Below are 25,778 nucleotides of genomic sequence, written 5' to 3' on the forward strand. Positions count from 1 at the left end.
CGCGTCCTGGCGGGAGCTGTGCGGCATGCTGGAGTACAAGAGCCGCTGGTACGGGCGGCGACTCGTGGTGGTGGACCGCTGGTTTCCCTCCTCCAGGCTGTGCTCTGTGTGCGGGACTCTCCAGCCGTCCATGCCGCTGAACGTCCGGACCTGGGTGTGCGCCTGCGGCGCCTGCCATGACCGGGACGTCAACGCGGCCAGGAACATTCTCGCCGCCGGGCTGGCGGAGAGCTGAAACGCCTGTGGAGCCGATGTAAGACCTCAAGGGAAGTCCTCCTTCCTGGCGGGCGGCCGGCGGTGAAGCAGGAACCCTCACGGGCGACCGTGAGAATCCCCCGCGTTCACGAGGGGGAGAAGGTCAACATTGCTCCTTATGCCTTCGTGCCGACGAGGGTGAGGAAGACGTCCTCGAGGGTCGGCTGCTTCTCGACGTATTCGACCTTGGCGGGCGGGAGCAGTTGCTTGAGCTCGGCCAGGGTGCCGTTGACGATGATCCGGCCCTCGTGGAGGATCGCGACCCGGTCGGCGAGTTGTTCGGCCTCGTCCAGGTACTGCGTGGTGAGCAGCACCGTGGTGCCCTGGGCGGCGAGCTCCTTGACGGCCTGCCACACCTCGATGCGCGCCTGCGGGTCGAGCCCGGTCGTCGGCTCGTCGAGGAAGATGATCGGCGGGTTGCCGATGAGGCTCATCGCGATGTCCAGGCGGCGGCGCATGCCGCCGGAGTACGTCGCGACCTTCCGTCCCCCGGCTTCGGTGAGCGAGAAGCGGGCGAGCAGCTCATCCGCGATCGCGCCCGGATCCTTGAGATGCCGCAGCCGGGCGACCAGCACGAGGTTCTCCCGCCCGCTGAGGATCTCGTCGACGGCGGCGAACTGCCCGGTGAGGCTGATGGACTCGCGTACGTCCGCGGCCTGCGTGGCGACGTCGAAGCCGTGCACGCGGGCCGTTCCCGTGTCGGCCTTGAGCAGCGTGGACAGGATCTTCACGACCGTGGTCTTGCCCGCCCCGTTGCTGCCGAGCAGGGCGAAGATGCTGCCCCGTGCCACGGTGAAGTCCACGCCGCGCAGCACCCGCAGCTCCTTGTACGACTTCTTTAGGCCATGCACGTGGATCGCCGGGGTCTGCTGTGTCGTCATCGGTCTGTCCTTTCCTCTGTCGCGGTGTTCTCGCCGGCGGCGCGCGCGATGGCGCTGGTGAAGCGGTTGCGCTCGCGGGCCCTGTACTGGCCGATCGGGTAGTTGGCCACGAACGCCTCGACGAACTCCACCGGGTCTTCCCCGAAGACGTCTCGGATCGGGGTGCCGTCGGCCACGCTCTGCTCGAACAGATCGGCCAGGTCCTCGAACATCGCCATCGCACCGGCGCCGTCCGCCGGCCCGAAGTGCATCAGGTATCGCTCCAGCGCTTCGACGGCCGTGCGGTAGTCGTCGGGAAGCTGCTTGACGCGCGCCTTGTACTGCCGCCAGCGCTTCTTCTCGTCCAATGACCCGGTGACGATCTCCAGGTACTGCAGGTAGCGGCTCTTCGGCTTGTTCGACCCGGTCGTCATGACTGCTTGCCTCCCTTGCGGAGCTGTTCGAGCCGTTCTGCGAGGAAGCTCCAGGTCCTCCAGAACTCTTCGAGGTACTCCCGGCCCTGAGCGTTGAGGGAGTACACCTTGCGCGGCGGCCCCTTCTCGGACGGGACCTTCTCCACGTCGACCAGGCCGCGCTGCTCGACCCGGACCAGCAGGGCGTAGATGGTGCCTTCGGCGATGTCGGAGAAGCCCTGATCGCGCAGCCACGCCGTGATCTCGTAGCCGTAGGCGGGACGGACGGACAGGATCGCCAGGACGATGCCCTCCAACGTTCCCTTGAGCATCTCCGTCACGAGCTTGCCCATAGGCACCTCCCTTCAGCTACTTGGTGACGCTAGCTACTGGTACAAAGTAACACTGACTACCAGTACTTAGCAACGCAGAATAGTGCGCCATTGCTGAACTGTTCACGGCGTCCACCATCACGGGAAGGGCCGTCTTGCGGATCGCCGACGCTCTGGAACGGCGCTGATCCGGCCGACGGTCAGGCAAGCCCGCCGCGCCTCTGTGATCACGTGGGCCTATGATGCGGGTACGTGCGTGTGATCACGGTGGGCTTCATCGTCGCAGGAGTCCTGCTCGTCTTATGGGGCTGGTCCGGGGCCTGCTCTACAGTCCACCGCAGTACTACTCGGACACGGGCGTGTACCCGATGTGGATGCTTTCTGGCGGAGTTGGCGAAGCCCATCGCATTGATCGCGTCAGGGTGGGCGCTGCTGTTCGCCGGTCGGGTCACATCACTCCTGACCCCTGCTGAGCAGGGCACGGAGGGGTGACGTCCAACCCAAGATTCGCATCGGCACCTCGCCTTCCACGGGTACCGGCCCGGCGACCATGACGGTCGCAGGTTGGACATCTCGCCAGCAACTCCTGCTGACGCACGGGCACTGAGCAGACTGCGCGATCAAGTGGGCCGGCGAACGCCCCTGCCCAAGAGGGCAGGGGCGCCGAGGGTGATGTGCTCCGCTACATCACCGCCGACAACGGGACGGTGTAGAGGCTTCTCTTCTCGCCCAGCCATTCACGGTCGATGAACCGGCCGCTCATGCGCCCGGTGAGAAAGAGATAGGTCTCCAGGCAGACCCGGTTGTGGTCCTCGGGTTCGGTGATCCAGGATCCGGAGTGCACGGCCTCCGGGATGTTCGTGGGCGGCCCGGCTTCCCGGAGGTAGGGCTCGACCATAGAGCCGGGGTCGGCGAGGACCTCGCCGTACCAGCGCTGGGTCGCCCAGGCGGTCGTGACGCCGTCGCCGTAGAGGAGATCGTGGACGTAGGCGTCCATGGTGCGGATCTGCAGGAAACGGAGGCCGGCTTCGGTCAGGCCCGTGGTCACCGGGGGTGGGCCGCTGATGGTGAGGGCGTGGGTCCAGCCGTCGGAGTGGGGGCCGGTCCAGATGCGTTCGGTGAAGGCCATCGGCCGGTAGTGGGTCATGGCGGTCACGAGGTCGCAGTCCTGGCGGGAGGCGAGGTCCGCGCCGAGCAGGACGGCCACGGCATCGGTGTCGCCCGACTCGACCCAGGTGCCGGTGAAACCGCGCCCCATTCCGGTGCCGAGCAGGAACTCCCACTGGTCATCCACGGGGCCACGCCCCGTCCGGGATCCGGCAGAGCAAGCCTGGCGTGGTGAACCACGTGTCGTCGATGAACCTGCCGGTCGTGTACGCCGGCGCGGCGAGGTAGAAGTTCATCTCCTGGGCGTGGTCAGAGGAACCGACGAGATCTGCTCCCTCCTGCCGAGGGCGGTCCCAGTGATCCGCGGGGATGTCCTCCCACTCGTCCCCGTTGAAAAAGACCGGTTCGCTGACTTCGCCGAGCCCGTCACAGGACAGGTAGAAGGCCCGGCCGCCCGGCTGCGGGAGCGTGTCGACGACGGACCACAAGGACAATCCGGATAAAGCGAACATCTTGACCCAGCCGGGGCTCTGCTCGGCCACCCACACGATGTCTGAATCGCTCCGGGTTCGGTGGAGACTTGATCTCTTGAGAGGATCGAGTCCATGCCAGGTAAGTCCCCCTACCCTGCCGAGCTGCGCCGTCGAGCGGTGCGGATGGTCGCCGAAGTGCGGCCGGATTACCCGACCGAGTGGGCCACGATCAACGCCGTCGCGACCAAGCTCGGCATCGGCACCGCGGAGACACTGCGCACCTGGGTCCGCCAGGCCCAGATCGACGAGGGCAGCCGACCCGGCCGCACCTCAGATGAGTCAGCCGAGCTGAAGCGACTGCGCCGGGAGAACGCCGAACTGCGCCGCGCCAACGAGATCCTGAAGGCCGCGTCGGCTTTCTTCGCGGCCGAGCTCGACCGGCCACACACGCACTCGTGACCTTCATCGACCAGCACGCCGACGTGTTCGGTGTCGAGCCGATCTGCCGTGTCCTGACCGAGCACGGCTGCCCCATCTCCACCAGCACCTACTACGCCGCCAAGAACCGTCCGCCCTCGACCCGGGCCCTGCGCGACGCCGAACTGGACGAGCACATCACCCGCATCCACGCCGCCAACTACGGCGTCTACGGCGCCCGCAAGATCTGGCACCAGCTCCAGCGGGAAGGCCATCGAGTCGCCCGCTGCACCGTCGAGCGGCGCATGCGCGCCCTCGGCCTGCAGGGCGCCCGGCGAGGCAAGAAGGTGCGCACCACCGTGGCCGACCCCGGCCATGAGCGGGCGACTGATCGATTGCGCCGGGACTTCACCGCAAGCCGGCCGAACGCCGCCTGGGTGGCCGACTTCACCCACGTGGCCGCCTGGTGCGGAGTGGTCTACGTGGCCTTCGTGGTCGATGTCTACTCACGGGCGATCGTCGGCTGGGCCGCCTCGCTGTCCAAGCAGACCAGCCTGGTTCTGGATGCCCTGGACATGGCCCTGTGGCGACGCGAGCGCACCGGGCGACCCGTTGAAGCCGGGCTGATTCACCACAGCGATGCCGGTAGTCAATACACGTCTTTCCGGTTCACCACGCATCTGCTGGCGGCCGGGATCGACGCCTCCATCGGCACCGTCGGCGACGCTCTCGACAACGCCCTGATGGAATCGCAGATCGGCCTCTACAAGACCGAGCTGATCAAGCCTCGCGGCCCTTGGCGCAGCCTGGCCGACGTCGAGCTGGCCACCGCCGAATGGGTCGACTGGTTCAACGCCACCCGCCTGCACTCAGCGATCGGGCACCTGCCACCCGAGGAGTTCGAAGCTCTCCACTACGCTCAACATCAACCCAGCCAACCCGTCGGAATCAACCGTTGAGGTCTCCATCAAAGTCGGGGCGATTCAGTCCTCGTCTGAGTAGGAGCTGTACCATCGCCGCGCCTGGTTCAGGTCACAGGCGAGTGTCTCCTCCTCCGCCCGCAGCGCAGCGACCACCGCGCGGTGGTCGGGCGCCTCGACCCATGAGCCCGCGAACCTGTCTGTCAGGCCTCGCTCCTCGAAATACGACCACTGGTCGAACTTGTTACGACTTGTCACGATGCTCCGATTTCGGGGGATCAGATGTCACCCAGAGTTCCGCTCCTACTCCGCTAGGAGGCTACCTCCTAGCGGAGTAATATCATCGGTATGGCCGAGATCCTTCCACCACACATGCGGCAGCTCGCCGAAGTGGCGGCAATAGTGGCTGCCGCAGGCGCCACAGCTGACTGGCTGTATCACCTTGAGGGTGACATGTGCGCGCTGCGTGTGATCAAGGATGGCATCATCTCGGTTCCCGTCATGATCCCTGCCGATCCGGATCGCGACCCCGAGCTCTTTCGCGAAGCCCTCAAGCGCCTGGAGGCGGTCACAGAAAGGATGAGTCGATGAGTAAGACGATCACCTATGTCATCACCTATGAGAACGACCGGTGGGTGTCGCGCTGCCCCACCGGCGAGGTAGAGGGAGTTGGCCTGGCCGGCTCCTTGTCACAGTTGGAGCGTGACTTGGCGGAGATCCATGCCTGGGCCTGGCCGGCGAACACTCCTGGCGTGGAGTTCGTCTTCGACCTGCCCGACGACGTGGCCATGCTGGTGGCCGAATACAGCCATGAGAAGGAACTGGCCGAAGCCCATACCAAGCGCGCCGCGGAACTGGCCGTCAAGGCTGCGAAAGTTCTCACCAGCCACTGGTCGGAGCCGGATACGGCACGTGTCATGGGTCTGTCCAAGCAGCGCGTCCACCAGTTGAAGGCGAGCGCCTGACGGTTGTCACGGGGTAGCGCGTCAAAAGGGACGGGCAGGTGGACGCGAATGAGTTGCTTGATGACCTTGAGGGAGGTCCCCGGTATGCGTGGGAGATGAATTTCTGAGGCGTCAGGGCTTGACGAGCTGGTCCTGGGCGGCTCGGCGGAGGCGTTCCTCGCTCGTGATCTCGACGCGTCGCATCGCGATGCGGAGGATCGGCGGGGCCATCAGGGAGGTGACGATCGCGACGACGATCACAATGGTGTACATCTCCGTGTTGATGATGCCGAGACGCAGGCCGACCATCGCCACGATGACCTCGATGACCCCGCGCGCGTTCATGCCGGCCCCGAGCGCGAGGGCCTCCCAGCCGCTCATCCGGCTCAGCAGGGCCCCCAGGTAGGCGCCGAGGAACTTGCCGACGATGGCCACGCCGAGGACGATGCCGGACGCGGCCAGGACGGCGGGCTGGGCCAGCAGGGTGAGGTCCATGCGCAGGCCGGCCGTCGCGAAGAAGAGGGGCGCGAGGACGCTGAGGACGATCGTCCGCAACGGGGCCAGCCATTCGGCGTCGGCCTGGCCCGAGCGGCCGATGAGGATGCCGCAGACGAACGCCCCCAGGATGGCCTCCAGGCCGAGCGCGTGCGTGGCGGCGGCCGACAGGAGCACGAGGACCACGGCGACGGCCACGGCCGGGCCGGGCTCCGCGGATCGGGTGGCGGCGGCCATCGTCCAGCGGACGAGCGGGCGGCCGATCCACACGGCGAACGGCACGAGGGCGACGAGGGAGATCAGCGACAGCACGACCTGGCCGGTGCGTACGCCTGTGGTCGCCATGGCGGAGACGATCGAGAGCATGAACCAGCCGAACGCGTCGTCCACCATCCCGGCGGTCAGGCAGAGCTGGCCGACGTTGCGGTGCAGGAGTTTCATGTCCGTCAGCGTCTTGGCGATCACCGGGATGGCACTGACGCAGGTGGCCACCCCGAGGAACAGGGCGAAGACGGTGACGCTCGTGCCCTCGGCGAGGAGGGAGGCGGGCAGCAGGTAGCCGGTGGCCACGCCGAGTGCCAGCGGGACGACCAGGCCGGCGATGCTCACTTTGGCGGCGGTGGAGCCGCGGCGGCGGACGAGGCCGAAGTCGAGCTGGATGCCGGTGATGGCGACGAGCAGCAGCACGCCGACCTGGCCGACCGCGTCCAGCAGGTGGAGCTGGGTGAACTTCAGGCCGGGGGCCAGCTGGTTGAGCAGGGAAGGGCCCAGGAGCACGCCCACGGTCAGCTCGCCGACGATGGCGGGCATGCGCAGGCGTACGGACAGCCGGCCGAGCAGGACGGCGAGACCGAGGAGCAGGCCCAGCTGCAGCATGAAGACCAGCAGTTCGTGGGCTCCCAGAGGCATGTCAGGCACAGGAGAGGCTAAGCCGATCGGGTGTGCGTCCTGCTGCTCAATATTGAGCCCGGCGCTCCTGCCAGGGGTGGACGCCTGCAAGGGGCCTGCTCAATATTGAGCGGACGTCCCCGCGCCCGTGGGTGACATTCGGGGCATGACGAAGTCGGCGCAGTATCAGACCACCCTGCCCCCCGAGCAGCTGCTGCACTCGGGCAACGCAGGCTTGATCATCCATCGTGTGGGGATGCTGGAGTACGGCATGGCCCGCGAGGGCCGCGACTTCAGCGTCGACCTGCTCGACTACATGAACCGCGCTCAGGCCGGCGTCGCCACGACCTTCTGCTACGAGGAGGTCTTCGGCGTACGCGAGCGGCTGCACTGGTTCGTGCACATGAAGTCCCCCGAGAAGTACAGCAAGCTCCTCGACATGGTCGACCACGACGAGGCGTTCCAGCAGATCTCGCTCAAGGACCGGCTGCCCAAGAAGGGCGGCGGCAACTGGGAGAAGATGTTCGTCTACGGCAGCCTGCGCGAGACGATCATGTGTCCGCAGCACGGGTTCACCGACGACGTGCACGACGTGCCGGGCACGTTCGTGCCGCCCGCGACGCACCAGACCACCCAGAAGGAGCAGCTCAACTCGGCGACCGCCGGGGCGATCGTGCTGCGCAGCGCCGACGTGCGCTACGAGCTGCGCGAGGAGGGACGGCAGTTCCTCTACGACTGGTCGCAGTACGTCAACAACAGCCTCGAAGGCCGGGCCACGGCCTACATCTACGAGCAGACGTGGGGGCAGCAGGACCGCATCCACGCCCTCATCCACCTGCGCGAGCTGGACGACTACCAGGCGGTGCAGGAGGTGGACCGGGGCGACGGCATGCGCGAAGAGGTCTACGGCGTGGAGCGGGTGCCGGAGCGGCACGGCGGCGGGCAGTGGGACCGGCTGTTCGTGCCGACCAGCATCAACGACGTCCTGATGGTGCCCTAGCCCATGGCTCTCGGGATCGAGGCGATCAACGCGTACGTCGGCCGGGCGTACACGGACGTGCGCGCGCTGTTCGACGCGCGCGGCCTGGACGTGAACCGCTTCGGCAACCTGATGATGGAGCAGCGCTCGGTCAACCTGCCCTGCGAGGACCCGGTCACCAACGCGGTGAACGCCGCCAGGCCGCTGGTGGACGCGCTCACCCCGGAGGAGAGGGACCGGATCGAGCTGCTGGTCGTCGGCACGGAGTCGGGGCTCGACTTCGGCAAGCCGATCAGCACGTACATCCACCACCATCTGGGGCTGAACCCGGCCTGCCGGTCGTTCGAGGTCAAGCACGCCTGTTACGGCGGGACGGCCGCGCTGCAGAGCGCGGCCGCCGTCGTCGGCGCGAGCCCGATCCCCGGGGTGAAGGCGCTGGCCATCGCCACGGACGCGGCCAGCGGCACGGCCAAGTCCACCTACTGGGAGCCCTCGGAGGGCGCCGGAGCGGTGGCGATGCTGGTCGGCGAGGACGCGCGGGTGCTGCGGCTCGATCCGGGCGCCAACGGCTACCACACCTTCGAGGTGATGGACACGGCCCGGCCGCGGCACGACACGGACGCGGTCGATCCCGACCTGTCGCTGCTGGCGTACATGCGCTGCGTCGAGGAGTGCTTCGCGGTCTACGAGCGGCGGGTGACCGGGGCCGACATCGTGGACACCTTCGACTACCTGGCGCTGCACACGCCGTTCGCCGGCATGGTGAAGGGCGCGCACCGGATGCTGCTGCGCAAGCTCAAAGGGCTGGGGCCGCGTGAGATCGAGGCCGACTTCGAGGCGCGGGTCGCGCCGTCCCTGGCCTACGGGGTGCGGGTGGGCAACACCTACTCGGCCGCGCTCTACCTGGCGCTGTGCTCGCTCATCGACCACGGCGGCTTCGACGCGCCGAAGCGGGCGGGGCTGTTCTCGTACGGGTCGGGCTGCGCGTCGGAGTTCTTCAGCGGCGTGATCCCCGCCCAGGGGCGCAGCGGCATCGCCGAGGCGCTGGACGACCGGCGCGGGATCACCGTCGAGGAGCTGGACGCGCTCACCGAGCTGAGCGCCGACCGCGCGTTCGGGGTGCGGGACGCGGTGCTGGACCCCAAGCCGTACGGCGACCTGTACGAGGAGGCCTTCGGCGGGCGCGGCCTGCTGGTGCTGGACCGCATCGCGGACTTCCACCGGGAGTACAGATGGAGCTGACGTCGGCGACGATGCGGCACAGGCTGCGGCGCGGCACGATCGACGACCGCGTCGTCAAGGAGATCGGCGCCGCCCTGGACGAGGCCGAGCGCGCGCCCGGCTGCCGCATCCTCCTGCTGGAGGGCGGCGGCGACGGCGTCTTCTGCACCGGCATGGACCTGGAGGAGGCGGCGGTCGGGGACGTCGCGGACGGCGGCCGGGCGTTCTACGGCCTGTTGCGGCGCTTCACCGAGACGCCGGTGACGGTGGTCGCGCGGGTGGACGGCCGGGCGGCGGGCGGCGGCGTGGGGCTGGCCGCGGCCAGCGACTTCGTCTTCGCCAGCGAGCGCAGCACGTTCAGCCTCCCCGAGGCGTTGTGGGGGCTGCTGCCGTGCTGCGTGCTGCCGTTCCTGATCCGGCGCACCGGCTTCCAGAAGGCGTACGCGATGACGCTGAGCACCCAGCCGGTGAGCGCCGCGGAGGCCGCCGCCTTCCATTTGGTGGACGAGGTGTCGGACGACTCCGAGGCGCTCGTGCGGCGGCTGGCATACCGGCTGACGAAGCTGGACCGGTCGATCGTCACGGACATGAAGCGCTACTTCCGCGAGCTGTGGATCGTCTCGGACGAGACCGAGCGGGTGGCGGTCGGGGAGTTCGGCAGGCTCATGTCCGACCCCGAGGTGCGCCGGCGGCTCGTCGACTACGCGACCGAGAAGAGATTCCCCTGGGAACGCTAGAGAGGAACACGCCTGATGTCCGTCGTGTGGGTTTTCCCCGGGCAGGGGTCGCAGCGCAAGGGCATGGGGGCGGGCGTCCTGGAGAGGTACCCCGAGCTGTGCGCCCGCGCCGACGAGATCCTCGGCTACTCCGTCGCCGAGCTGTGCGACGACCCGGTGCGGCTGCGTGAGACCCGCTACGCGCAGCCGGCCCTCTTCACGGTCAACGCCCTGAGCTTCCTGGCCCGGCAGGACGAGGGCGGCCGGCCGGACTACCTGGCCGGGCACAGCCTGGGCGAGTACACGGCGCTGTTCGCGGCCGGCTGCTTCGACTTCGAGACCGGGCTGGCCCTGGTCAAGCGGCGGGGGGAGCTGATGTCCGGGGCGGCCGGCGGCACCATGGCGGCGGTGCTCGGGGCCGAGCCGGAACAGCTTGAAGAACTGCTGGCGGGCACCGGCGTCGACATCGCCAACTACAACTCCCCGGAACAGGTGGTGCTCGCCGGGCCCAAGGACGAGCTCGACTCGCTCAGCGGCCGCGCCCCCGGCAAGTGGGTGCCGCTGAGCGTGAGCGTCCCCTCGCACTCGCGCTACATGGAGCCGGCCGCCGCCGCCTTCGCCGAGGCGCTGGACGGCGTCCGCATCGCCGAGCCGCGGGTGCCCGTCATCTCCAACGTGACCGCGCGCCCGTACCAGGCGGGGGAGGCGGCCGACCTGCTGCGCCGCCAGATCTGCAACCCGGTGAGGTGGCTGGACGGCCTGCGCTACCTGATGGGCCAGGGCGTGCGCGAGCTGGAGGAGATCGGCCCCGGCGACGTGCTCGGCAAGCTGTGGGACGTCACCCGGCGCCATCCCGTCGAGACGCCGGCGGCCCGGGACTCCGGGGGCGCGTTCGGCTCCGGAGTCCCGGCCCGCGACTCCGGGATCGCGCTCGGCTCCGCCGAGTTCCGCGCGGACTACCGCGTCCGCCACGCCTACCTGGCCGGGTCGATGTTCAAGGGCATCGCGTCGGCCGACCTCGTGATCAGGATGGGCCGGGCCGGGCTGATGGGCTTCTTCGGCGCGGGCGGGCTCACCCTGGACGAGATCGGCCAGGCGCTCGACCGGATCGAGCGTGCCCTCGGGCCGGACGGCGCGTACGGCGTGAACCTGCTCTACGGCTTCGACGAGGAGGGCCTGGAACGCGAGACGGTGGACCTGCTGCTGCGGCGCGACGTCCGCCACGTCGAGGCCGCCGCCTACTCGCGCGTCACCGCGCCCCTCGTGCGCTACCGCTACAGCGGCGCCCACCGTGACGCCTCCGGCCGGCCGGTCGCCGTCCGGCACGTGCTGGCCAAGGTCTCCAGGCCCGAGGTCGCGAGCGCCTTCATGCGGCCCGCGCCGCGCGCCGTCCTGGACAGGCTCGTACGGGAGGGGGCGTTGAGCGCGGCCGAGGCCGAGGTCGCGGCGGAGCTGCCGGTCAGCGCGGACATCTGCGTCGAGGCCGACTCGGCCGGACACACCGACGGTCGCTCACCGTACGCGCTGATGCCCGCGATCGTGCGGCTGCGCGACGAGGAGATGGCCGCACACGGCTACGGCAGGCGCATCAGGGTCGGCGCGTCGGGCGGGATCGGCTCCCCGGAGGCCGCCGCCGCCGCGTTCGTGCTCGGCGCCGACTTCATCGTCACCGGCAGCGTCAACCAGTGCACGCCGGAGGCGGGGACGTCCGACGCCGTCAAGGACCTGCTGGCCGGGCTCGACGTGCAGGACACCGCCTACGCCCCGGCCGGCGACATGTTCGAGCTGGGCGCGCAGGTGCAGGTGGCCAGGAAGGGCACGCTCTTCCCGGCGCGGGCCAACAAGCTCTACCAGCTCTACCGCCGGCACGGCTCGCTGGAGGAGATCGACGAGAAGACCAGGCGGACGATCCAGGACAAGTTCTTCCGCCGATCCTTCGACGAGGTGTGGGAGGAGACGCGGGCGTTCCTGGCCGCGCGCAGACCGGGCGAGCTGGCCCGCGCCGAGCGCGACCCCAAGCACCGGATGGCGCTCGTCTTCCGCTGGTACTTCGTGCACACGATCAGGCTGGCGCTGCGCGGCGAGGCCGGGCGGGAGGTGGACTACCAGGTCCACTGCGGCCCGGCGATGGGCGCGTTCAACCGGTGGGTCGCGGGCACCGAGCTGGCCGACTGGCGGGCCAGGCACGTGGACGTCATCGCCGACCGGCTGATGGAGGCCGCGGCCGGGCTGCTCGAAGCCCGGCTGCGCGACCTGTCCAAGGACGGTTGACGGCCGGGCCGGTCAGGAGACGTTCAGAAGGTGGCGGTCCAGGTCCTCCTGGATCGCCGCCAGCACCTCGGGCCGCGGGCCCTTGAGGTAGAAGTGGTCGCCGCCGAACACGCGCAGCGTGAAGCCGCCGCCGGTGGCGTCGGCCCAGGCGGCGATCTCGTCCGGGTCGACCTCGGGGTCGGCGTCGCCGAGCAGCGCCGAGATCGGGCAGCCCGGCCGCGTGCCGGGCAGCGGCGTGTACGACTCGTTCAGCTCGAAGTCGGCGCGCAGGCTCGGCAGGAACAGCTCCAGCAGGCTGCGCTGGCCCATCACCTCGGACGGCGTGCCGTTCAGCTTGCCCAGCTCGGCCAGCAGCTCGTCCTCGGACAGGTCGCTGAAGCGGCGGCGCCGCGTCGGCAGCTGCGGCGCGCGCCGCCCCGACACGAACAGCACGACAGGGGGAAACCGGCGGGCCGTCTCCCAGGCCACGGCGGCGCCCATGCTGTGCCCGAACAGCGCGAAGGGCCGGTCGGTGTACGGCTCGATGGCCTCCGACAGCGGGCCCACGAGCCGCTCCATGCGGTCGTAGGGGCGCTCGCGGATGCGCGACTCGCGCCCCGGCAGCACCACGGGGCAGACGTCGATCTCCGGCGACAGGTGCTCGTCCCACTTGCGGAACAGCGCCGACCCGCCTCCCGCGTGCGCGAAGCAGAACAGTCTGATCCGAGCGTCGGCCCTGGGCTCTCCGCCCGCAATCCAGGAATCAGGCATGGTCCGAAAGCTACGGCCGGACGCCTCTCGGTGACTGCTCAGTCTTGAGCAGGCAGGGCGCGGCCTCCTCACTAGCGTCGCAGAGACGGAGGAGGCTTATGGAGCACAACGAGCGCGTGACCGAGGCGGTCGTCCGCCTGCTGGCCGAGGCGCTGCCCGGCGGCGCGGACCTGACCCCCGACGCGTCACTCAAGGACAGCGGACTCGACTCGATCTCCGCGGTACGGGTGTGGTTCGAGATCCAGCGGGAGTTCGCGCTGGACTTCCCCGTCGAGTGGCTGGGCGAGTGCGCGACGCCGGCGCGGCTGGCCGAGCGGATCGCCGAGCTGGCCGGGCCGGAGCGGAACGCCGACCAGGCCGCTCCCGCCGCCCCGACCGGCCCGGTGATCGGCGCGGCCCCCGGCGAGCGGCACGAGCCGTTCGCCCTGACGCCCCTGCAGCAGGCCTACGTCATGGGCGCGGACGAGGACGTCACCCCCGACCCGGTCGGCTGCCAGGTCTACCGGGAGTTCGAGGTGCCCGACGTCGACGCCGGACGCCTGCGCGAAGCCTGGCAGCGCGTCGTCGACCACCACGACGCGCTGCGCCTGCGGCTGGACGAGGACGGCACCCAGCGGGTGCTGGAGCGGGCCCCGTCGTGGGAGCTGCCGGTGGACCGGCCCGGCGCCCGCGAGCGCCTCGCGCACCGGCGCTACGAGCCCGGCGTCTGGCCGCCGTTCGCCGTCGAGGTCACCACCCCCGGCACCGTGCACTTCGGCATCGACGCGAGCGTGACCGACGGGCGCGGGCTCGACGTGCTCCTGCGCGACTGGTGGCGCTGCTACCGCGACCCCGGCCACCGGCTCGGCGACGCCGCCCCCTCCCTCCGCGACTGCCTGCGGGCGCTGGAGGCGTACCGGCAGGGCCCCCGCCTCCAGGAGGACCTGGACTACTGGCGGGGACGCCTGGCGGACCTGCCGCCCGGCCCCGCCGCCGGTGTGCCGGACGGGTCGCCGCGCTCCGCGCTGACCGGCTCGCTGAGCGCCGCCCAGTGGAGCGCCCTGCGCGCCAGAGCCGCCGAGCTGGACGTCTCGCCGACCGCCCTGGTGCTGACCCTGTTCGCCGAGACGGTCGGCAGGGGCGAGGACTGCTCCCTGGCCGTCACCACGACCGGCCGGGCGTGGCTGCCGCGCGAGGTGGACGAGGTCGTCGGGCCGTTCACCGGCACGGCCGTGTTCGCCGCCGAGAGCACGTCGGGCGAGCCGCTGGAGGAGGCGGTCCAGGAGGTGCACCGGCGGCTGTGGCGGGATCTCGGCCACGCGGCCGTCCCCGGCGTGACCGTCATGCGGGAGCTGCGCGAGCGGGCGCCGCTGCCCGTCGTCTTCACCAGCCTGCTCGACGCCCGGCCCGACGAGGCCGTGCCGCCGGTGTCGTACGCCCTCAGCCAGACCTCCGGCGTCGCGCTCGACCACCAGATGTGGGAGCTCGACGGCGAGCTGCGGATCCGCTGGGACCTCGTGCCCGGCTGCTTCGCGCCCGGCGAGCCGGAGACGTTGTTCGCCCGTTTCACCAACGCGCTGCGCGCCCTGTGCGCCGACGCGGGAGACGCGGAGATCCGGCCGCTCAACGAGCTGCAGAAGGCGTACTACGTGGCCCGCGCGGCCGGTTCGTGCCGATACGACGGCTGCCAGGTCTACCACAGCTTCCACGTCCGCGATCTGGACCGGGACCGGCTCGAGCGCGCCTGGCTGCGCCTGGTGGCCGCCTACGACGCGCTGCGTTCGGAGGTCACGCACGACGGCACGCTGCGGATCAGGCCGCACGCGCCGCGGAACTGGAGCATCCCCGAGACCACCGAGGTCGAGGTCGAGGAGATGGCGGGGCGGGCCTTCCCGCTGGGCCGCTGGCCGCAGTGGGAGCTGCGGGTCACCGGCGAGACCGTGCACGCGGCCGTCGACCTCACCGTGCTCGACGGGCGGAGCATCCACCGCGTCCTGCGCGAGCTGTTCCTGCTGTACGCCGACCCGTCCGCCGAGCCGCGCCCGCCGCAGGAGCACACCCTTGAGGACTCGGGCGAGGCCGGCTACTGGACCGAGCGGTTCCGTGACCTGCCGCCCGGACCCGAGGTGGCCACCACGCCCGCCCGCCGCGTCCGGCTGAGCGGCAGCGTCGCCGCGGTCTCCGACGAGACCGTCTTCGCCGCCCTGACCGGCGCGCTGGGCAGGCGCTTCACCGACCCGTTCAGCGTGTCCGTGGTGCGCTGGACCGCCGAGTCCGAGCCGCTGCGCCCCGGCGAGTTCACCGCGCTGAGCTGGGTCACCAACGCGGAGTCCTACCAGGACCGGATCGGGGCCGACGCCGCGAACGGCGCTCTGACCGGCCTGGCCACGCTGCGCGGCCACGTCATGAAGGAGCGCCGCCGCCGCGCCTACGCCTTCCCCGTCGTCTACACCAGCACCCTCGACCTGACCGCGCATCCGCTGCCGGACGGCGTGGAGGCCGGGCCGTGGATGACCTACACGCCGGACGTCGCGCTCGACTGCATCGTCATCAGGGAAGGCGACCGGCTGCACTACCACTGGGACGCGCTGGAGCCGGAGTTCCCCGACCTCGCCGAGCTGTTCGCGGCCTTCGAGGACCGGCTGCGCCCCGCGCACCGGCTGTTCGAACGGCAGGCCGCCGCCCGGCCTGACGCGGTCGCGCTGCGGCACGCCGGCGGGACCATGACGTACGGCGAGCTGAACCGCCGGGCCAACGCCGCCGCCTGGCGGCTGAAGGAGCTGGGCGTGGGGCCGGGGACGGTGGTCGGCGTGCGCCTGTGCCGTGGGCCGGACATGGTGGCCGCCGTCCTCGGGATACTCAAGGCGGGCGGCGCCTACCTGCCCGTCGAGCCGTCGCTGCCGGACGAGCGGGCCGCCGTCATGCTGGACGACGCCGCCGCCGGGATCGTGCTCACCTGCCCGCGGACGCCCGGCTGGGCGGTGCCCGAGGGCGTGCGCACCGTCGAGCTCGACGCGGACGGCGACGACCGCGGCGACCCGCCCCTGGTGAACACCGTGGACGACCTCGCCTACGTGATCTTCACCTCAGGCAGCACGGGCAAGCCCAAGGGCGTCGAGGTCAGCCACCGGCCGCTGCTCAACCTGCTCGACTGGTGTTACCGCACCTTCGAGTTCGACGCCTCCGACGTCGGGCTCTGCGTCACCTCGCTCGGCTTCGACCTGTCGGTCTTCGACATCTTCGGCCTGCTCGGCCGGGGCGCCTCGCTCTACATCGCCGACGAGGACCAGCAGCGCGACCCCGAGCTGCTGCTGAACATCCTGCTCGACGAGCCCATCACGTTCTGGAACTCCGCGCCCACCACGCTCAACCAGCTCGCCCCGCTGCTCGCCGACCACCAGGGTCACGAGGGCACCGGCGACCTGCGGCTGGTCTTCCTCAGCGGCGACTACACGCCGCTGCCGCTGCCGGACGCCGTGCGCGCGACCTTCCCTCGGGCGCGGGTGGTCAGCCTGGGCGGCGCCACCGAGGCCACCGTCTGGTCGAACTGGTTCGAGGTGGGGGAGATCGACCCGTCGTGGCGGAGCATCCCGTACGGCCGGCCGATCGACGACGCCCTCTACTACATCCTCGACGAGAACCGGCGGCCCTGCCCCGAAGGCGTCGAAGGCGACCTGTTCATCGGCGGCGGCTGCCTGAGCCTCGGCTACCGCAACCAGCCGGAGCTGACCGCCGAGCGGTTCGTGCCCGACCCGTTCGCGGGCGGCCGCATGTACATGACCGGCGACCGGGCCGCCCTGCTGCCCGACGGGAACATCACCTTCCTCGGCCGGGCCGACAACCAGGTCAAGATCCGCGGCTTCCGGGTGGAGCTGGGCGAGATCGAGCACCGGCTGCGGCAGCACCCGGGCGTGCGGGACGTCGTCGTCCTGGCCCGCGACGACCGCTCCGGCGAGCGGAAGCTGGTCGCGTACGTGGTGGCCGAGGGCGAGGAGCCTGACGTGGGGGAGCTGCGCGGGCACGCGGCCGAGACGCTGCCGGCGTACATGGTGCCCAACCACGTGGCGTTCGTGACCACGTTCCCGGCCACGTCCAACGGCAAGCTGGACCGTGACGCGCTCCCATGGCCGCTCGGCGAGCGCGCCTCCGAGCCCGTCGCAGCGCCTGCCCCGGAGCTTGTCTCCGAGCCAGATTTCGAGCGCGTCCCGGAGCGCGTCTCCGAGCCCGTTCCCGAGCCCGTTCCCGAGCCCGTTTCCGAGCCCGTTCCCGAGCGCGCCGCGGAGGTGGCGGCCTCGGCGGTGACGGAGATCGCGGAGCTGTTCGCCGAGCTGCTCGGAGTCGACGAGGTCGATGTCGGGCAGGACCTCTGGGACCAGGGCGTCACCTCCTTCACCATGGTCCAGGTCTCCAAGGCGCTGCGGAAGCGGTACGGCAGGCGCGTCCCCGTCGCGCTGCTGCTGGAGAACCCGACCGTCACCGGCATCGCCGCGATGGCGGGCGGCACCGACGAACCGCCCGCCGAGGTGCGGCCTGCTGGTGAACCGCCTGGTGCGGAGCGGCCTGGGCCGGAGCGGCCTGGCGAGGAGCGGCCCGCCGCCGAGGTGCCCGTGCGGCCCGCCGAGGTGAGCGAGCCGGGCGAGGTCGACTTCTTCTCGGCCGAGGACCGGGAGGAGTTCAAAGCCGGCCGGTGGAACCTGCGCCCGCTGGAGCCGGACGCCAGCCTCATCCGGCTGGACCGGATCGACGTGCCCGAGGAGCACTTCGCGTGGCGGGCCAGCGTGCGCGACTTCGAGCCCGGCTCCCTGCCGTACCGGTCGCTGTGCCGGCTGCTCAGCCTGCTGCGCGAGCGGCGGCTCGGCGACCGCGAGCGCCACCTGTACCCGTCGGCCGGAGACACCTACGCGGTGCAGGCGTACCTGCACGTCACCAGGGGCGCGATCGACGGCGTCGCCGAGGGGATCTACTACTACAACCCGAGCGAGCACGCGCTCCAGCTGGTGAACGGCCGTCCGGAGATCGACCGCTCGGCGCACTTCGTCTACAACCGCGACCTGTACGACCGCGCCGGTTTCAGCCTCTATCTGATCGGCCAGGTCAAGGGCATCGAGCCGCTGTACGGCGAGCAGAGCCTGCGCTACCTGACCCTGGAGGCGGGCTACCTCGGGCAGCTGCTGATGACCGGCCAGGCGGCCTGCGGCATCGGGCTCTGCCCCATCGGAGAGGTGGCCTTCGACCGCATCCGCGACCAGTTCGACCTCGACGACGGGCACCACTTTTTGCAGGCGTTCCTGGGCGGTCCAGCCGAGTGCGCGACCCCCGACGCCGCGCCCGTGTACTCCGCACCGGTGTCCACCGCGCCCGTGTCTGTCGCATCCGTATCTGCCGCACGGGTGTCCACCGCGCCCGTGTCCTCCGTACCGCGAATGGAGTCGGCGGCCGGGGCGGAACAGACCGGCCTCGCGGTGATCGGCATGGCGGGGCGCTACCCCGGCGCCGACGACCTGGACCGCTTCTGGCACAACCTGCGTACCGGCACCCGCAGCGTCGGCCCGAACGCCAGAGGCGAGCGGCCCGGCGGCTACCTGGAGCACATCGACCGCTTCGACAGCCTGCTCTTCCACGTCTCTCCGAAGGAGGCCCCGACGCTGGACCCGCAGCTCCGGCTGCTGCTGCACAGCGTCTGGGAGTGTCTGGAGCACGCCGGGCACACCCCCGCCTCGCTGCACAGGGGCGCGCCCAGGGTGGGCGTCTTCGTCGGCTCGATGTGGCACGACTACCAGCACGCGGGCGCCGCGGCCTGGCGCGAGGGCGGCCCGGCGGTGGTCTCGGCGACAGCCTCCGACATGGTCAACCGCGTCTCCTACTTCTTCGGCTTCACCGGGCCGAGCATCGCCGTGGACACCTCGTGCTCCTCCACGCTGACCGCCCTGCACCTGGCCGCCCAGGCCATTCGCGCGGGAGACTGCGACGCGGCCGTGGTCGCGGGCGTCAACCTGCTCGCCGACCCCTATCACGCCGGGCTGCTGGCCGGGCTCGGCCTGCTGGCCGACGAGGCCGGCGCCGCAGCCTTCGACGCCGACCGACCGGGCTGGACCGTGGGCGAGGGCGTCGGCTCCTTCCTGCTGCGGCCCGTCGCGGACGCCGTACGGGAGGGGGACGTCGTCCACGGCGTGGTCGAGGCCACCTGGGTCGCGCACACCGGCCGCAGCGGACGCTTCACCGCGCCGAGCGCCGATGCCATGGCCGAGTCCATGCGCCGCACCCTGGAGCGGGCCGGGGCCGGGCCCGACGACGTCTGCTACGTCGAGAGCGCCGCGGCCGGCGCCTCCCTGGCCGACGCGGCCGAGGCGGAGGCGCTCACCGAGGTCTTCGCCGGGCGGACCGAGCCCGTCGCGGCAGGCACGCTCAAGCCGAACATCGGCCACCTCGAAGCCGCCTCGGGCGCCTCCCAGCTCGCCAAGGTGCTGCTGCAGATCCGGCACGGACTGCTGGCGCCCACCCTTCTGGCGGAGCCGCCCACCGACGCGGTGACCGTGCCAGAGCAGCCTCGGCCGTGGACGGGCGAGCGGCGGGCACTGATCAACGCTTTCGGGGCGACCGGGACGCACGCGCACGCCGTCGTGCGCGCGCCCCTTCCCGAGGAGTCCCAGGGGGCCGCGCCCGACGACGGCCGGGAGCACGCGGTCCTGGTGTCCGCCGCGACCGGTGAGCAGCTCGTGACCGCCGCGCGCCGACTCGCCGCCAAGGTGGCCGGAGTCGCCGGGGCCGCCGAGACTGCCGTACCCGGGGCGGGGGACGCTGGGGCGGGGGAGCTGGGGCTGGGCCGCGTCGCCTACACCACCCAGACCGGGCGTGCCGCCCTCGCGCACCGGCTCGCCGTCGTATGCCGCGACCTGGAAGGGCTGCGGGAGGGGCTGGAGGCGTTCGCGGCGGGCAGGGCGCACGGGTCCGTGCTCACCGGCGACGCCGAACGGCCCCATGCCGCCGAACGGCCCGGCGACGTTGAACGCCTTCCTGCCGCCGACCGCCCTGGTGCCGGTGGCCGCCCAGGAGGGGCCGCCGACTCGCAGGACCTCCGGACGGAGGCCGAGGCGGCCGTTGCCTGGGTGACCGGGCAGGAGGTGGAGTGGGAGCGGTTCTGGCCGGAGGTCCCCGGTCGGGTGGCGCTGCCCGCCTACCCGTTCGCGGCGGAGCCGTACTGGATCGAACGGACGGAGCCGGTCGTGGCTCAGGTCGCCACGGGCGAGATGGAGGAGTACCTCAGGGGCGTCTACGCCGAGGTCTCGGGCATCGACGCGGACCGGCTGGGCCTGCGGGTGCCGTTGGAGCAGTACGGGCTGACCTCGTACCAGATCGTGCAGCTCAACGAGCGGCTGGAGCGGGACCTGGGCGAGCGGTCGCGGACGCTCTTCTTCGAGCACCGGGACCTCGCCGGCGTCGCCGCCGCGCTGTCCGCCAAGGCGCCCGCTCCACGGGCGACGCCCGCCAGCGCCACCGTGCCGGCCAGCAGCGGGCGCCCGGCCCGCGCCGAGCCCGTACGGCCCGGCCTGGAGGACGACGACGCGATCGCCGTGATCGGGATCGCCGGGCGGTACCCCGATGCCCCCGATCTGGCGGCGTTCTGGGAGAACCTGGCCGCCGGGCGGCATTCGCTCTCCCGCGTCCCGGACGGCCGGACCCGCGATGGCTGGCCGGTGGACCTGATGTGGGGCGGCTTCCTCGACGGCGTGACCGACTTCGACCCGCTGCTGTTCGGCATCACGCCGCGTGACGCGGCCCTCATGGACCCGCAGGAGCGCGTCTTTCTCGAGGTCACCTGGGAGGCGCTGGAGGACGCGGGCTACCCGCGCACCCGGCTGCGCGACCGGCACGGATCGAGCGTGGCCGTCTACGCGGGCGTGATGTACAACGAGTACCCCTTCTTCGGCGTCGAGGAGGGCGTGCGCGGCACGCCCCAGGACACCGGCGCGACCCTCGGCGGCGTGGCCAACCGCGTCTCCTATCACCTGGACCTCAAGGGGCCCAGCATGTCGATCGACACGATGTGCTCGTCCTCGCTGGCCGCGCTGCACCTCGCGGTCCGGTCGCTGCGCCAGGGGGAGTGCGAGCTGGCGATCGCCGGCGGAGTCAACCTCAACCTGCACCCGAACAAGTTCATCCAGCACGCCCGGATGCGGCTGACCGCCGGGGACCGGCGCTGCCACAGCTTCGGAGCGGGCGGCGACGGCTTCGTGCCGGCCGAGGGGGCAGGGGTCGTCCTGCTCAAGCCGCTGTCCAGGGCGAAGGCGGACGGCGACCGGATCCACGCCGTGATCAGGGGCACCGCCGTGGTGCACTCCGGCCGGACCAACGGCTGGGTGGTGCCCAGCCCGGTCGAGGAGGGCGACCTCGTGGCCCGCGCGCTGGCCGACGCGGGAGTGGACCCCGCCGACATCGGCTACCTGGAATGCCACGGCGCGGGCACCGCGCTCGGTGACCCCATCGAGATCAACGCCCTCATGCGGGTGTTCGGGCAGGCAGGGCTGGCTCCGGGGAGCATCCCGATCGGGTCGGTCAAGTCCAACCTCGGGCACGTCGAGTCGGGCGCCGGCATCGCCGGGCTCACCAAGATCGTGCTGCAGTTGCGGCACCGGCGGCTCGTGCCCTCCCTGCACGCCGACGAGCTCAACCCTAACATCGACTGGGACGAGATCCCCTTCCGCGTGCAGCGCGAGGCGGCCGACTGGCCCGAGGGGCCCGGCGGCGCGCCCCGGCGGGCGGGCATCAGCTCGTTCGGCGCCGGAGGGACGATCGCGCACGCGGTGCTCGAAGAACCCCCGCCCGCCGGGACCGGCGCGCCCGCCGGAGGACCGCAGCTGATCGTGCTGTCGGCGCACGACGAGAAGCGGCTGCGCGCCATGGCCGGTCGGCTGGCCGGGCACCTGCGCGCGACGCCCGAGAGCCTGGCCGACGTCGCCTACACGCTTCAGACCGGGCGGGAGCCGCTGCGCGAGCGGCTCGCGCTGGTCGTCTCCGAGGTGGGGGAGCTGTGCGAGCGGCTGGAGCGGTTCGCCCGGTCGGAGCCCGCCGACGTGCTGCGGGGCCGGGTCCGGGCGGGCAGCCTGCCGCCTCACGACCTGGTGTCCCACGACCTCGCGTCGGGCGATCTGGCGGGCGACGCGTCGGCCGCGCGGCCCGGCTACCTGGGGGGCAACGCGCGGGGTGCGCGGTCCGGCGACCTGGCGGAGCTGGCGGAGCCGGCGCGGCGCTGGGTGAACGGGGGGCACGTGGACTGGGCGCCCGTCGCGGGCGCGCGTCTGGTGGGACTGCCGTCGTACCCGTTCGACCGGATGCGGTGCTGGCCCTTCGAGGCCCCGGCCGCACCTGAGGACTCCGGCGCCGGGCGGCCCGCCGCCACCGACGGGACCGCCTCCGATGCCGCCTCTGGGGTCACCGACCAGGCCGTCTCTGAGTCGGCTGTGGCCGAGATGCCGCTCTTCGAGCGGACCTGGACCGCGTGCGAGCGTCCCGCCCACGATCCGGGAACGCTCGGCGGCGGGACAGTGGTGTGCCTGTTCAACGACGCCTCCGAGGCGCTCGCGCGGTCACTCGGCGAGCAGGTCGTGCTCGTACGCGAAGGGGAGCCGACACCGGAGGAGTTCGCCGGCTGGATCGACCTGTGCGACCTGGGCGAGGCGCGCCCAGCCCGCGAGCTGGAACGGCTCGCGTCCCTTCAGGACGCCCTGGCCCGACGCCGTCCGCTGACGATCCTGCACGTCACCAGCGGTCTACTGGACCTCGACGGAGCCCGGCCGAGCCTGGCCGGGGCGCGAATGGCGGGCTTCGTGCGGATGCTCGCCGCCGAGTACCCGGCGGTCACGGCCACCGTGCTGGACAGCGACCGTCCCTGCGCGCAACAGATCCGCGCCGAGTGGGCGGCCCCCGAGCCCTACGGAGAAATCTGCTACCGCGACGGCGGGCGGTACCGTCCCGCCCTGCGCGAGCTGCCCGCACCGTACGTGAAGCCGGACCTCGACCCCGAGGCCGTCTATGTCGTGAGCGGCGGCACCAGAGGACTGGGCGCGCTGGTGGCCCGCCACCTGGCCGATCACGGCGCACGCCGGCTCGCCCTCCTCGGCCTGCGGCCGCTGCCGCCGCGCGACCAATGGGACCAAGCGGACGGGCCCGGCCAGGAGGCGGTCGCCACCGTCCTGGACCTGGAGCGCATGGGCGCCCGGGTGGCCGTGCACAGCGGGCCGCTGTCCGAACGTACCGACCTGACCTCCTTCCTGGACGGTGTGCGGCGCGAGCTGGGACCGATCGGCGGCGTCGTGCACTGCGCCGGACGCTCCAGCCAGGGCCGTCCGTCGCTGGCGCACAAGAGCCAGGACGACCTCAGCGCCGTGCTCGCGCCCAAGGCCGACGGCCTGGAGGCGCTGGACGAGGCGTGCGCCGAGGACCGCCCCGCCTTCTTCGTCACCTTTTCCTCCGTCTGCGCCGCCGTGCCCGCGCTGGCCGCCGGGGTGGCGGACTACGCGGCCGCCAACACCTTCCTCGACCTGTACACCGGGGTCAGGCGGCGGGCCGGGCGGCCCGAGTTCCGCTCGGTCAACTGGCCGCAGTGGCAGGAGTCCGGCGGGGCGCGCGGGAAGCCGAACGTCTGCGAGCCCGTCGGAATCGCGCCGCTCGGCGACCGGGACGGGCTGCGGGTGCTGGACCGGGTCATCGGGCTCGCGCGCGGCGCGACCGTGCTGCCGTGCCCGCCGACGGACGTGACCGTGGACGTTCCGGCGCTGATCAGGCTGCCCGAGCAGGGGGAACGGCGTTCGGTCCCCGAGCGGGAGGAACGGCGTCCGGTCGCCGAACCCGCGCAGGCTGAGGGGCCCGACTGGCTGGCCGTACTGTTCTCCGAGACGATCGGCATCCCCGTGGACGTGCTGGACCCGACGGCGGAGTTCGGGGAACTCGGCGTCGAGTCGGTGATGCTGGCCGAGCTGGTGCAGCGGATCGAGGAGCGGCTCGGGGAGAGTCTCGAACCGTCCTTGCTGCTGGACTATCCGACGCTGGAGCAGCTCCGCGAGCGGCTCGGCGTCCCCGAGGAGGCCGTCCGGGACGCTGCGGAGTCCATCCCGGAGCCTGGGTTGAAGCCCGTGGCGGAATCCGTTCGGGAGTCTGTGCAGGGGGCCGTTGGGGAGCCTGTTTCGGGGACCGTTCGGGAGCCCGTGCCTGAGCCTGTTGCGGGGGCCGTTTCCGCTGGGCCCGTCGAGGTACGTGAGCGGCCCGTGGGCGAGGACCGCAGGATCGCGATCATCGGGATGGCCTGCCGGCTGCCCGGCGCCCCCGACGTGGCCGCCTTCTGGCGGAACCTGATCACGGGCCGGTGCGACGTGCGTGAGGTGCCCGCCTCCCGCTGGGACCACCGCGAGCTGTACCGGCCCGAGCCCGCGCTGGGGCGCAGCATCAGCAAGTGGGGCGGGTTCGTCGACGACATCGAGTCCTTCGACAACGACTACTTCGAGATGGGCGAGGACGAGGCCCGGGCCCTGGACCCGGCCATCCGCATGTTCCTGGAGTGCTGCGCCGTCTGCCTCGCCGACGCCGGTTACCAGCCCGGCGAGCTGCGTGGACGGCGGGTCGGCGTGTTCGCGGGGGCCCGCATGTCCGACTACGGGCGGCGGGTCGGCGTCCGGCCGGGCGGGCTCGCCTCCGACCAGAACTTCATCGCGGCCCGGGTCGCCCACCACTTCGATCTGCGCGGCCCCAACCTCGTCGTGGACAGCGCCTGCTCGTCCTCCCTGGTCGGCGTCCAACTGGCCGGGCAGAGCCTGCTCGCCGGAGAGGCGGAAGTCGCCCTGGCGGGCGGGGTGGAGGTGCTCCTCGACGAGAACGACTACCTGCAGCTCAGCGCGGCCAAGGCGTTGTCGCCCACCGGCCGGTGCCACACCTTCGACGAGCGTGCCGACGGGTTCGTCCCCGGCGAGGGGTGCGGGGTCGTCCTGCTCAAGCCGCTGCGCGCGGCCCTGGCCGACGGTGACCGGGTGCACGCGGTCATCGAGGCGGTCGCCGTGAACAACGACGGCCGCACCATGGGCGTCACCACGCCCAACCCCGAAGCGCAGGCCGACGTGGTCCGCCGGGCCCTGGCGGCGGCGGGGCGCACGCCGCGTGAGATCGGCCTGGTCGAGGCGCACGGCACCGGCACGCTCATCGGCGACCCCATCGAGCTGCGCGCCCTGACGCGCGTGTTCGGCGAGGGCGGCGACGCGGGGACGTGCGCGATCGGCAGCGTGAAGACCAACATCGGGCACACGCTGAGCGCGGCCGGGATCGCCGGGCTGCTCAAGGCGGCGCTGGCCGTGGAGCACGGGCAGATCCCGCCGACGCTGTCCTGCGAGCGGCCCAACCCGCGCTTCGACTTCGGCGCCTCGCCCTTCGAGCCCGCCACCGAGCCGCGGGACTGGCCCTCGCCGCGGGTCGCGGGCGTGAGCTCGTTCGGGCTCGGCGGCACCAACGCGCATCTCGTGCTCAGCGAGCTCGATCCGCGGCTGCGCGCGAAGCCGGAGCGCGAGCCCGCCTCCGCGCCGGTCTTCCGGCGCAGGCGGCTGTGGCTGGACCGCGACCCCGGCCCTGCTGCCGTACGCGATCCCGGCCCTGATCACGGCACCGGCGTCGGCCGTGATCCCGGCCGTGATCCTGGCCGTGATCCTGGCCACGATCTCAGCTCGCCGGACGACGCGAGCTCGCTGCTCGACCTGAACATCACCACGGGGAGGCGCTGA

General features: G+C 71.6%; 16 protein-coding genes and 1 pseudogene. 9 read left to right on the forward strand and 8 right to left on the reverse strand.

Annotated elements, in window-relative coordinates:
• Nucleotides 1–324, forward strand: a pseudogene (locus IEY82_RS29185) (RNA-guided endonuclease InsQ/TnpB family protein); the annotation flags it as partial.
• Nucleotides 325–371: 47 nt separating this feature from the next.
• On the opposite strand, the gene IEY82_RS29190 reads toward IEY82_RS29185, so the two are convergent.
• The 5 genes from IEY82_RS29190 to IEY82_RS29210 all read right to left on the reverse strand — a co-directional run bounded on the left by IEY82_RS29190 (nucleotide 372) and on the right by IEY82_RS29210 (nucleotide 3,509).
• A complete protein-coding gene (locus tag IEY82_RS29190) occupies nucleotides 372–1,136 on the reverse strand; it encodes an ABC transporter ATP-binding protein (RefSeq protein ID WP_189127462.1) in 765 nt (254 codons plus the stop codon).
• Nucleotides 1,133–1,549: a DUF1048 domain-containing protein gene (locus IEY82_RS29195; protein ID WP_189127463.1), complete on the reverse strand. Its 417-nt coding sequence runs from the start codon at nucleotides 1,547–1,549 to the stop codon at nucleotides 1,133–1,135. The genes IEY82_RS29190 and IEY82_RS29195 overlap by 4 nt, the downstream gene beginning before the upstream one ends.
• Entirely contained in the window at nucleotides 1,546–1,881 is a 336-nt protein-coding gene (locus IEY82_RS29200) for a PadR family transcriptional regulator (protein WP_189127464.1), read from the reverse strand. Before IEY82_RS29200 ends, IEY82_RS29195 begins: the two co-directional genes overlap by 4 nt.
• A 661-nt stretch (nucleotides 1,882–2,542) precedes the next feature.
• A complete protein-coding gene (locus IEY82_RS29205) occupies nucleotides 2,543–3,154 on the reverse strand; it encodes a hypothetical protein (RefSeq protein ID WP_189127465.1) in 612 nt (203 codons plus the stop codon).
• The gene (locus IEY82_RS29210) at nucleotides 3,147–3,509 is read right to left on the reverse strand and encodes a hypothetical protein (protein WP_189127466.1); all 363 of its coding nucleotides are present in this window, start codon (nucleotides 3,507–3,509) and stop codon (nucleotides 3,147–3,149) included. Before IEY82_RS29210 ends, IEY82_RS29205 begins: the two co-directional genes overlap by 8 nt.
• Before the next feature lie 63 nt (nucleotides 3,510–3,572).
• Here IEY82_RS29210 and IEY82_RS29215 point away from each other — a divergent pair.
• A protein-coding gene (locus tag IEY82_RS29215; protein WP_189127467.1) for an IS3 family transposase occupies nucleotides 3,573–4,816 on the forward strand; the annotation gives its coding sequence in 2 pieces (ribosomal slippage) (nucleotides 3,573–3,855 and nucleotides 3,855–4,816; 1,245 coding nt in all).
• A 24-nt stretch (nucleotides 4,817–4,840) separates the two neighbouring features.
• Here the strand turns inward: IEY82_RS29215 and IEY82_RS29220 are convergent.
• Nucleotides 4,841–5,035, reverse strand: a complete 195-nt coding sequence (locus tag IEY82_RS29220) for a hypothetical protein (RefSeq protein ID WP_189127468.1) — start codon at nucleotides 5,033–5,035, stop codon at nucleotides 4,841–4,843.
• Between the two features lie 90 nt (nucleotides 5,036–5,125).
• On the opposite strand from IEY82_RS29220, the gene IEY82_RS29225 reads away from it, so the two are divergent.
• Nucleotides 5,126–5,368, forward strand: coding sequence for a hypothetical protein (locus IEY82_RS29225; RefSeq protein WP_189127469.1), 243 nt, complete (start codon nucleotides 5,126–5,128; stop codon nucleotides 5,366–5,368).
• Nucleotides 5,365–5,742: a hypothetical protein gene (locus IEY82_RS29230; RefSeq protein WP_189127470.1), complete on the forward strand. Its 378-nt coding sequence runs from the start codon at nucleotides 5,365–5,367 to the stop codon at nucleotides 5,740–5,742. The genes IEY82_RS29225 and IEY82_RS29230 overlap by 4 nt, the downstream gene beginning before the upstream one ends.
• Nucleotides 5,743–5,853: 111 nt before the next feature.
• Here IEY82_RS29230 and IEY82_RS29235 read toward each other — a convergent pair whose 3' ends face one another.
• Nucleotides 5,854–7,125, reverse strand: coding sequence for a cation:proton antiporter (locus tag IEY82_RS29235; RefSeq protein ID WP_225262630.1), 1,272 nt, complete (start codon nucleotides 7,123–7,125; stop codon nucleotides 5,854–5,856).
• Between the two features lie 145 nt (nucleotides 7,126–7,270).
• On the opposite strand from IEY82_RS29235, the gene IEY82_RS29240 reads away from it, so the two are divergent.
• From IEY82_RS29240 to fabD, 4 genes are read left to right on the forward strand one after another with little or no spacing between them, the layout of a single operon-like run.
• On the forward strand, nucleotides 7,271–8,104 hold the full coding sequence (locus IEY82_RS29240) for a DUF6039 family protein (protein ID WP_189127471.1): 834 nt from the start codon (nucleotides 7,271–7,273) through the stop codon (nucleotides 8,102–8,104).
• A gap of 3 nt (nucleotides 8,105–8,107) precedes the next feature.
• The gene (locus IEY82_RS29245; RefSeq protein WP_189127472.1) at nucleotides 8,108–9,325 is read left to right on the forward strand and encodes a hydroxymethylglutaryl-CoA synthase family protein; all 1,218 of its coding nucleotides are present in this window, start codon (nucleotides 8,108–8,110) and stop codon (nucleotides 9,323–9,325) included.
• Complete coding sequence (locus tag IEY82_RS29250; RefSeq protein ID WP_189127473.1) at nucleotides 9,316–10,041, forward strand: enoyl-CoA hydratase-related protein; 726 nt, start codon at nucleotides 9,316–9,318, stop codon at nucleotides 10,039–10,041. The genes IEY82_RS29245 and IEY82_RS29250 overlap by 10 nt, the downstream gene beginning before the upstream one ends.
• A 15-nt stretch (nucleotides 10,042–10,056) precedes the next feature.
• Nucleotides 10,057–12,291 (forward strand): ACP S-malonyltransferase, encoded by a 2,235-nt coding sequence (fabD, locus tag IEY82_RS29255; RefSeq protein WP_189127474.1) that lies wholly within the window; start codon nucleotides 10,057–10,059, stop codon nucleotides 12,289–12,291.
• Nucleotides 12,292–12,303: 12 nt separating this feature from the next.
• On the opposite strand, the gene IEY82_RS29260 is transcribed toward fabD, so the two are convergent.
• Entirely contained in the window at nucleotides 12,304–13,041 is a 738-nt protein-coding gene (locus IEY82_RS29260) for a thioesterase II family protein (protein ID WP_189127475.1), read from the reverse strand.
• Between the two features lie 98 nt (nucleotides 13,042–13,139).
• Here IEY82_RS29260 and IEY82_RS39490 point away from each other — a divergent pair, with 98 nt between their 5' ends.
• On the forward strand, nucleotides 13,140–25,778 hold the full coding sequence (locus IEY82_RS39490) for an amino acid adenylation domain-containing protein (protein WP_225262633.1): 12,639 nt from the start codon (nucleotides 13,140–13,142) through the stop codon (nucleotides 25,776–25,778).

It is taken from the genome of Nonomuraea cavernae, from assembly GCF_014646355.1.
Lineage (GTDB): Bacteria > Actinomycetota > Actinomycetes > Streptosporangiales > Streptosporangiaceae > Nonomuraea > Nonomuraea cavernae.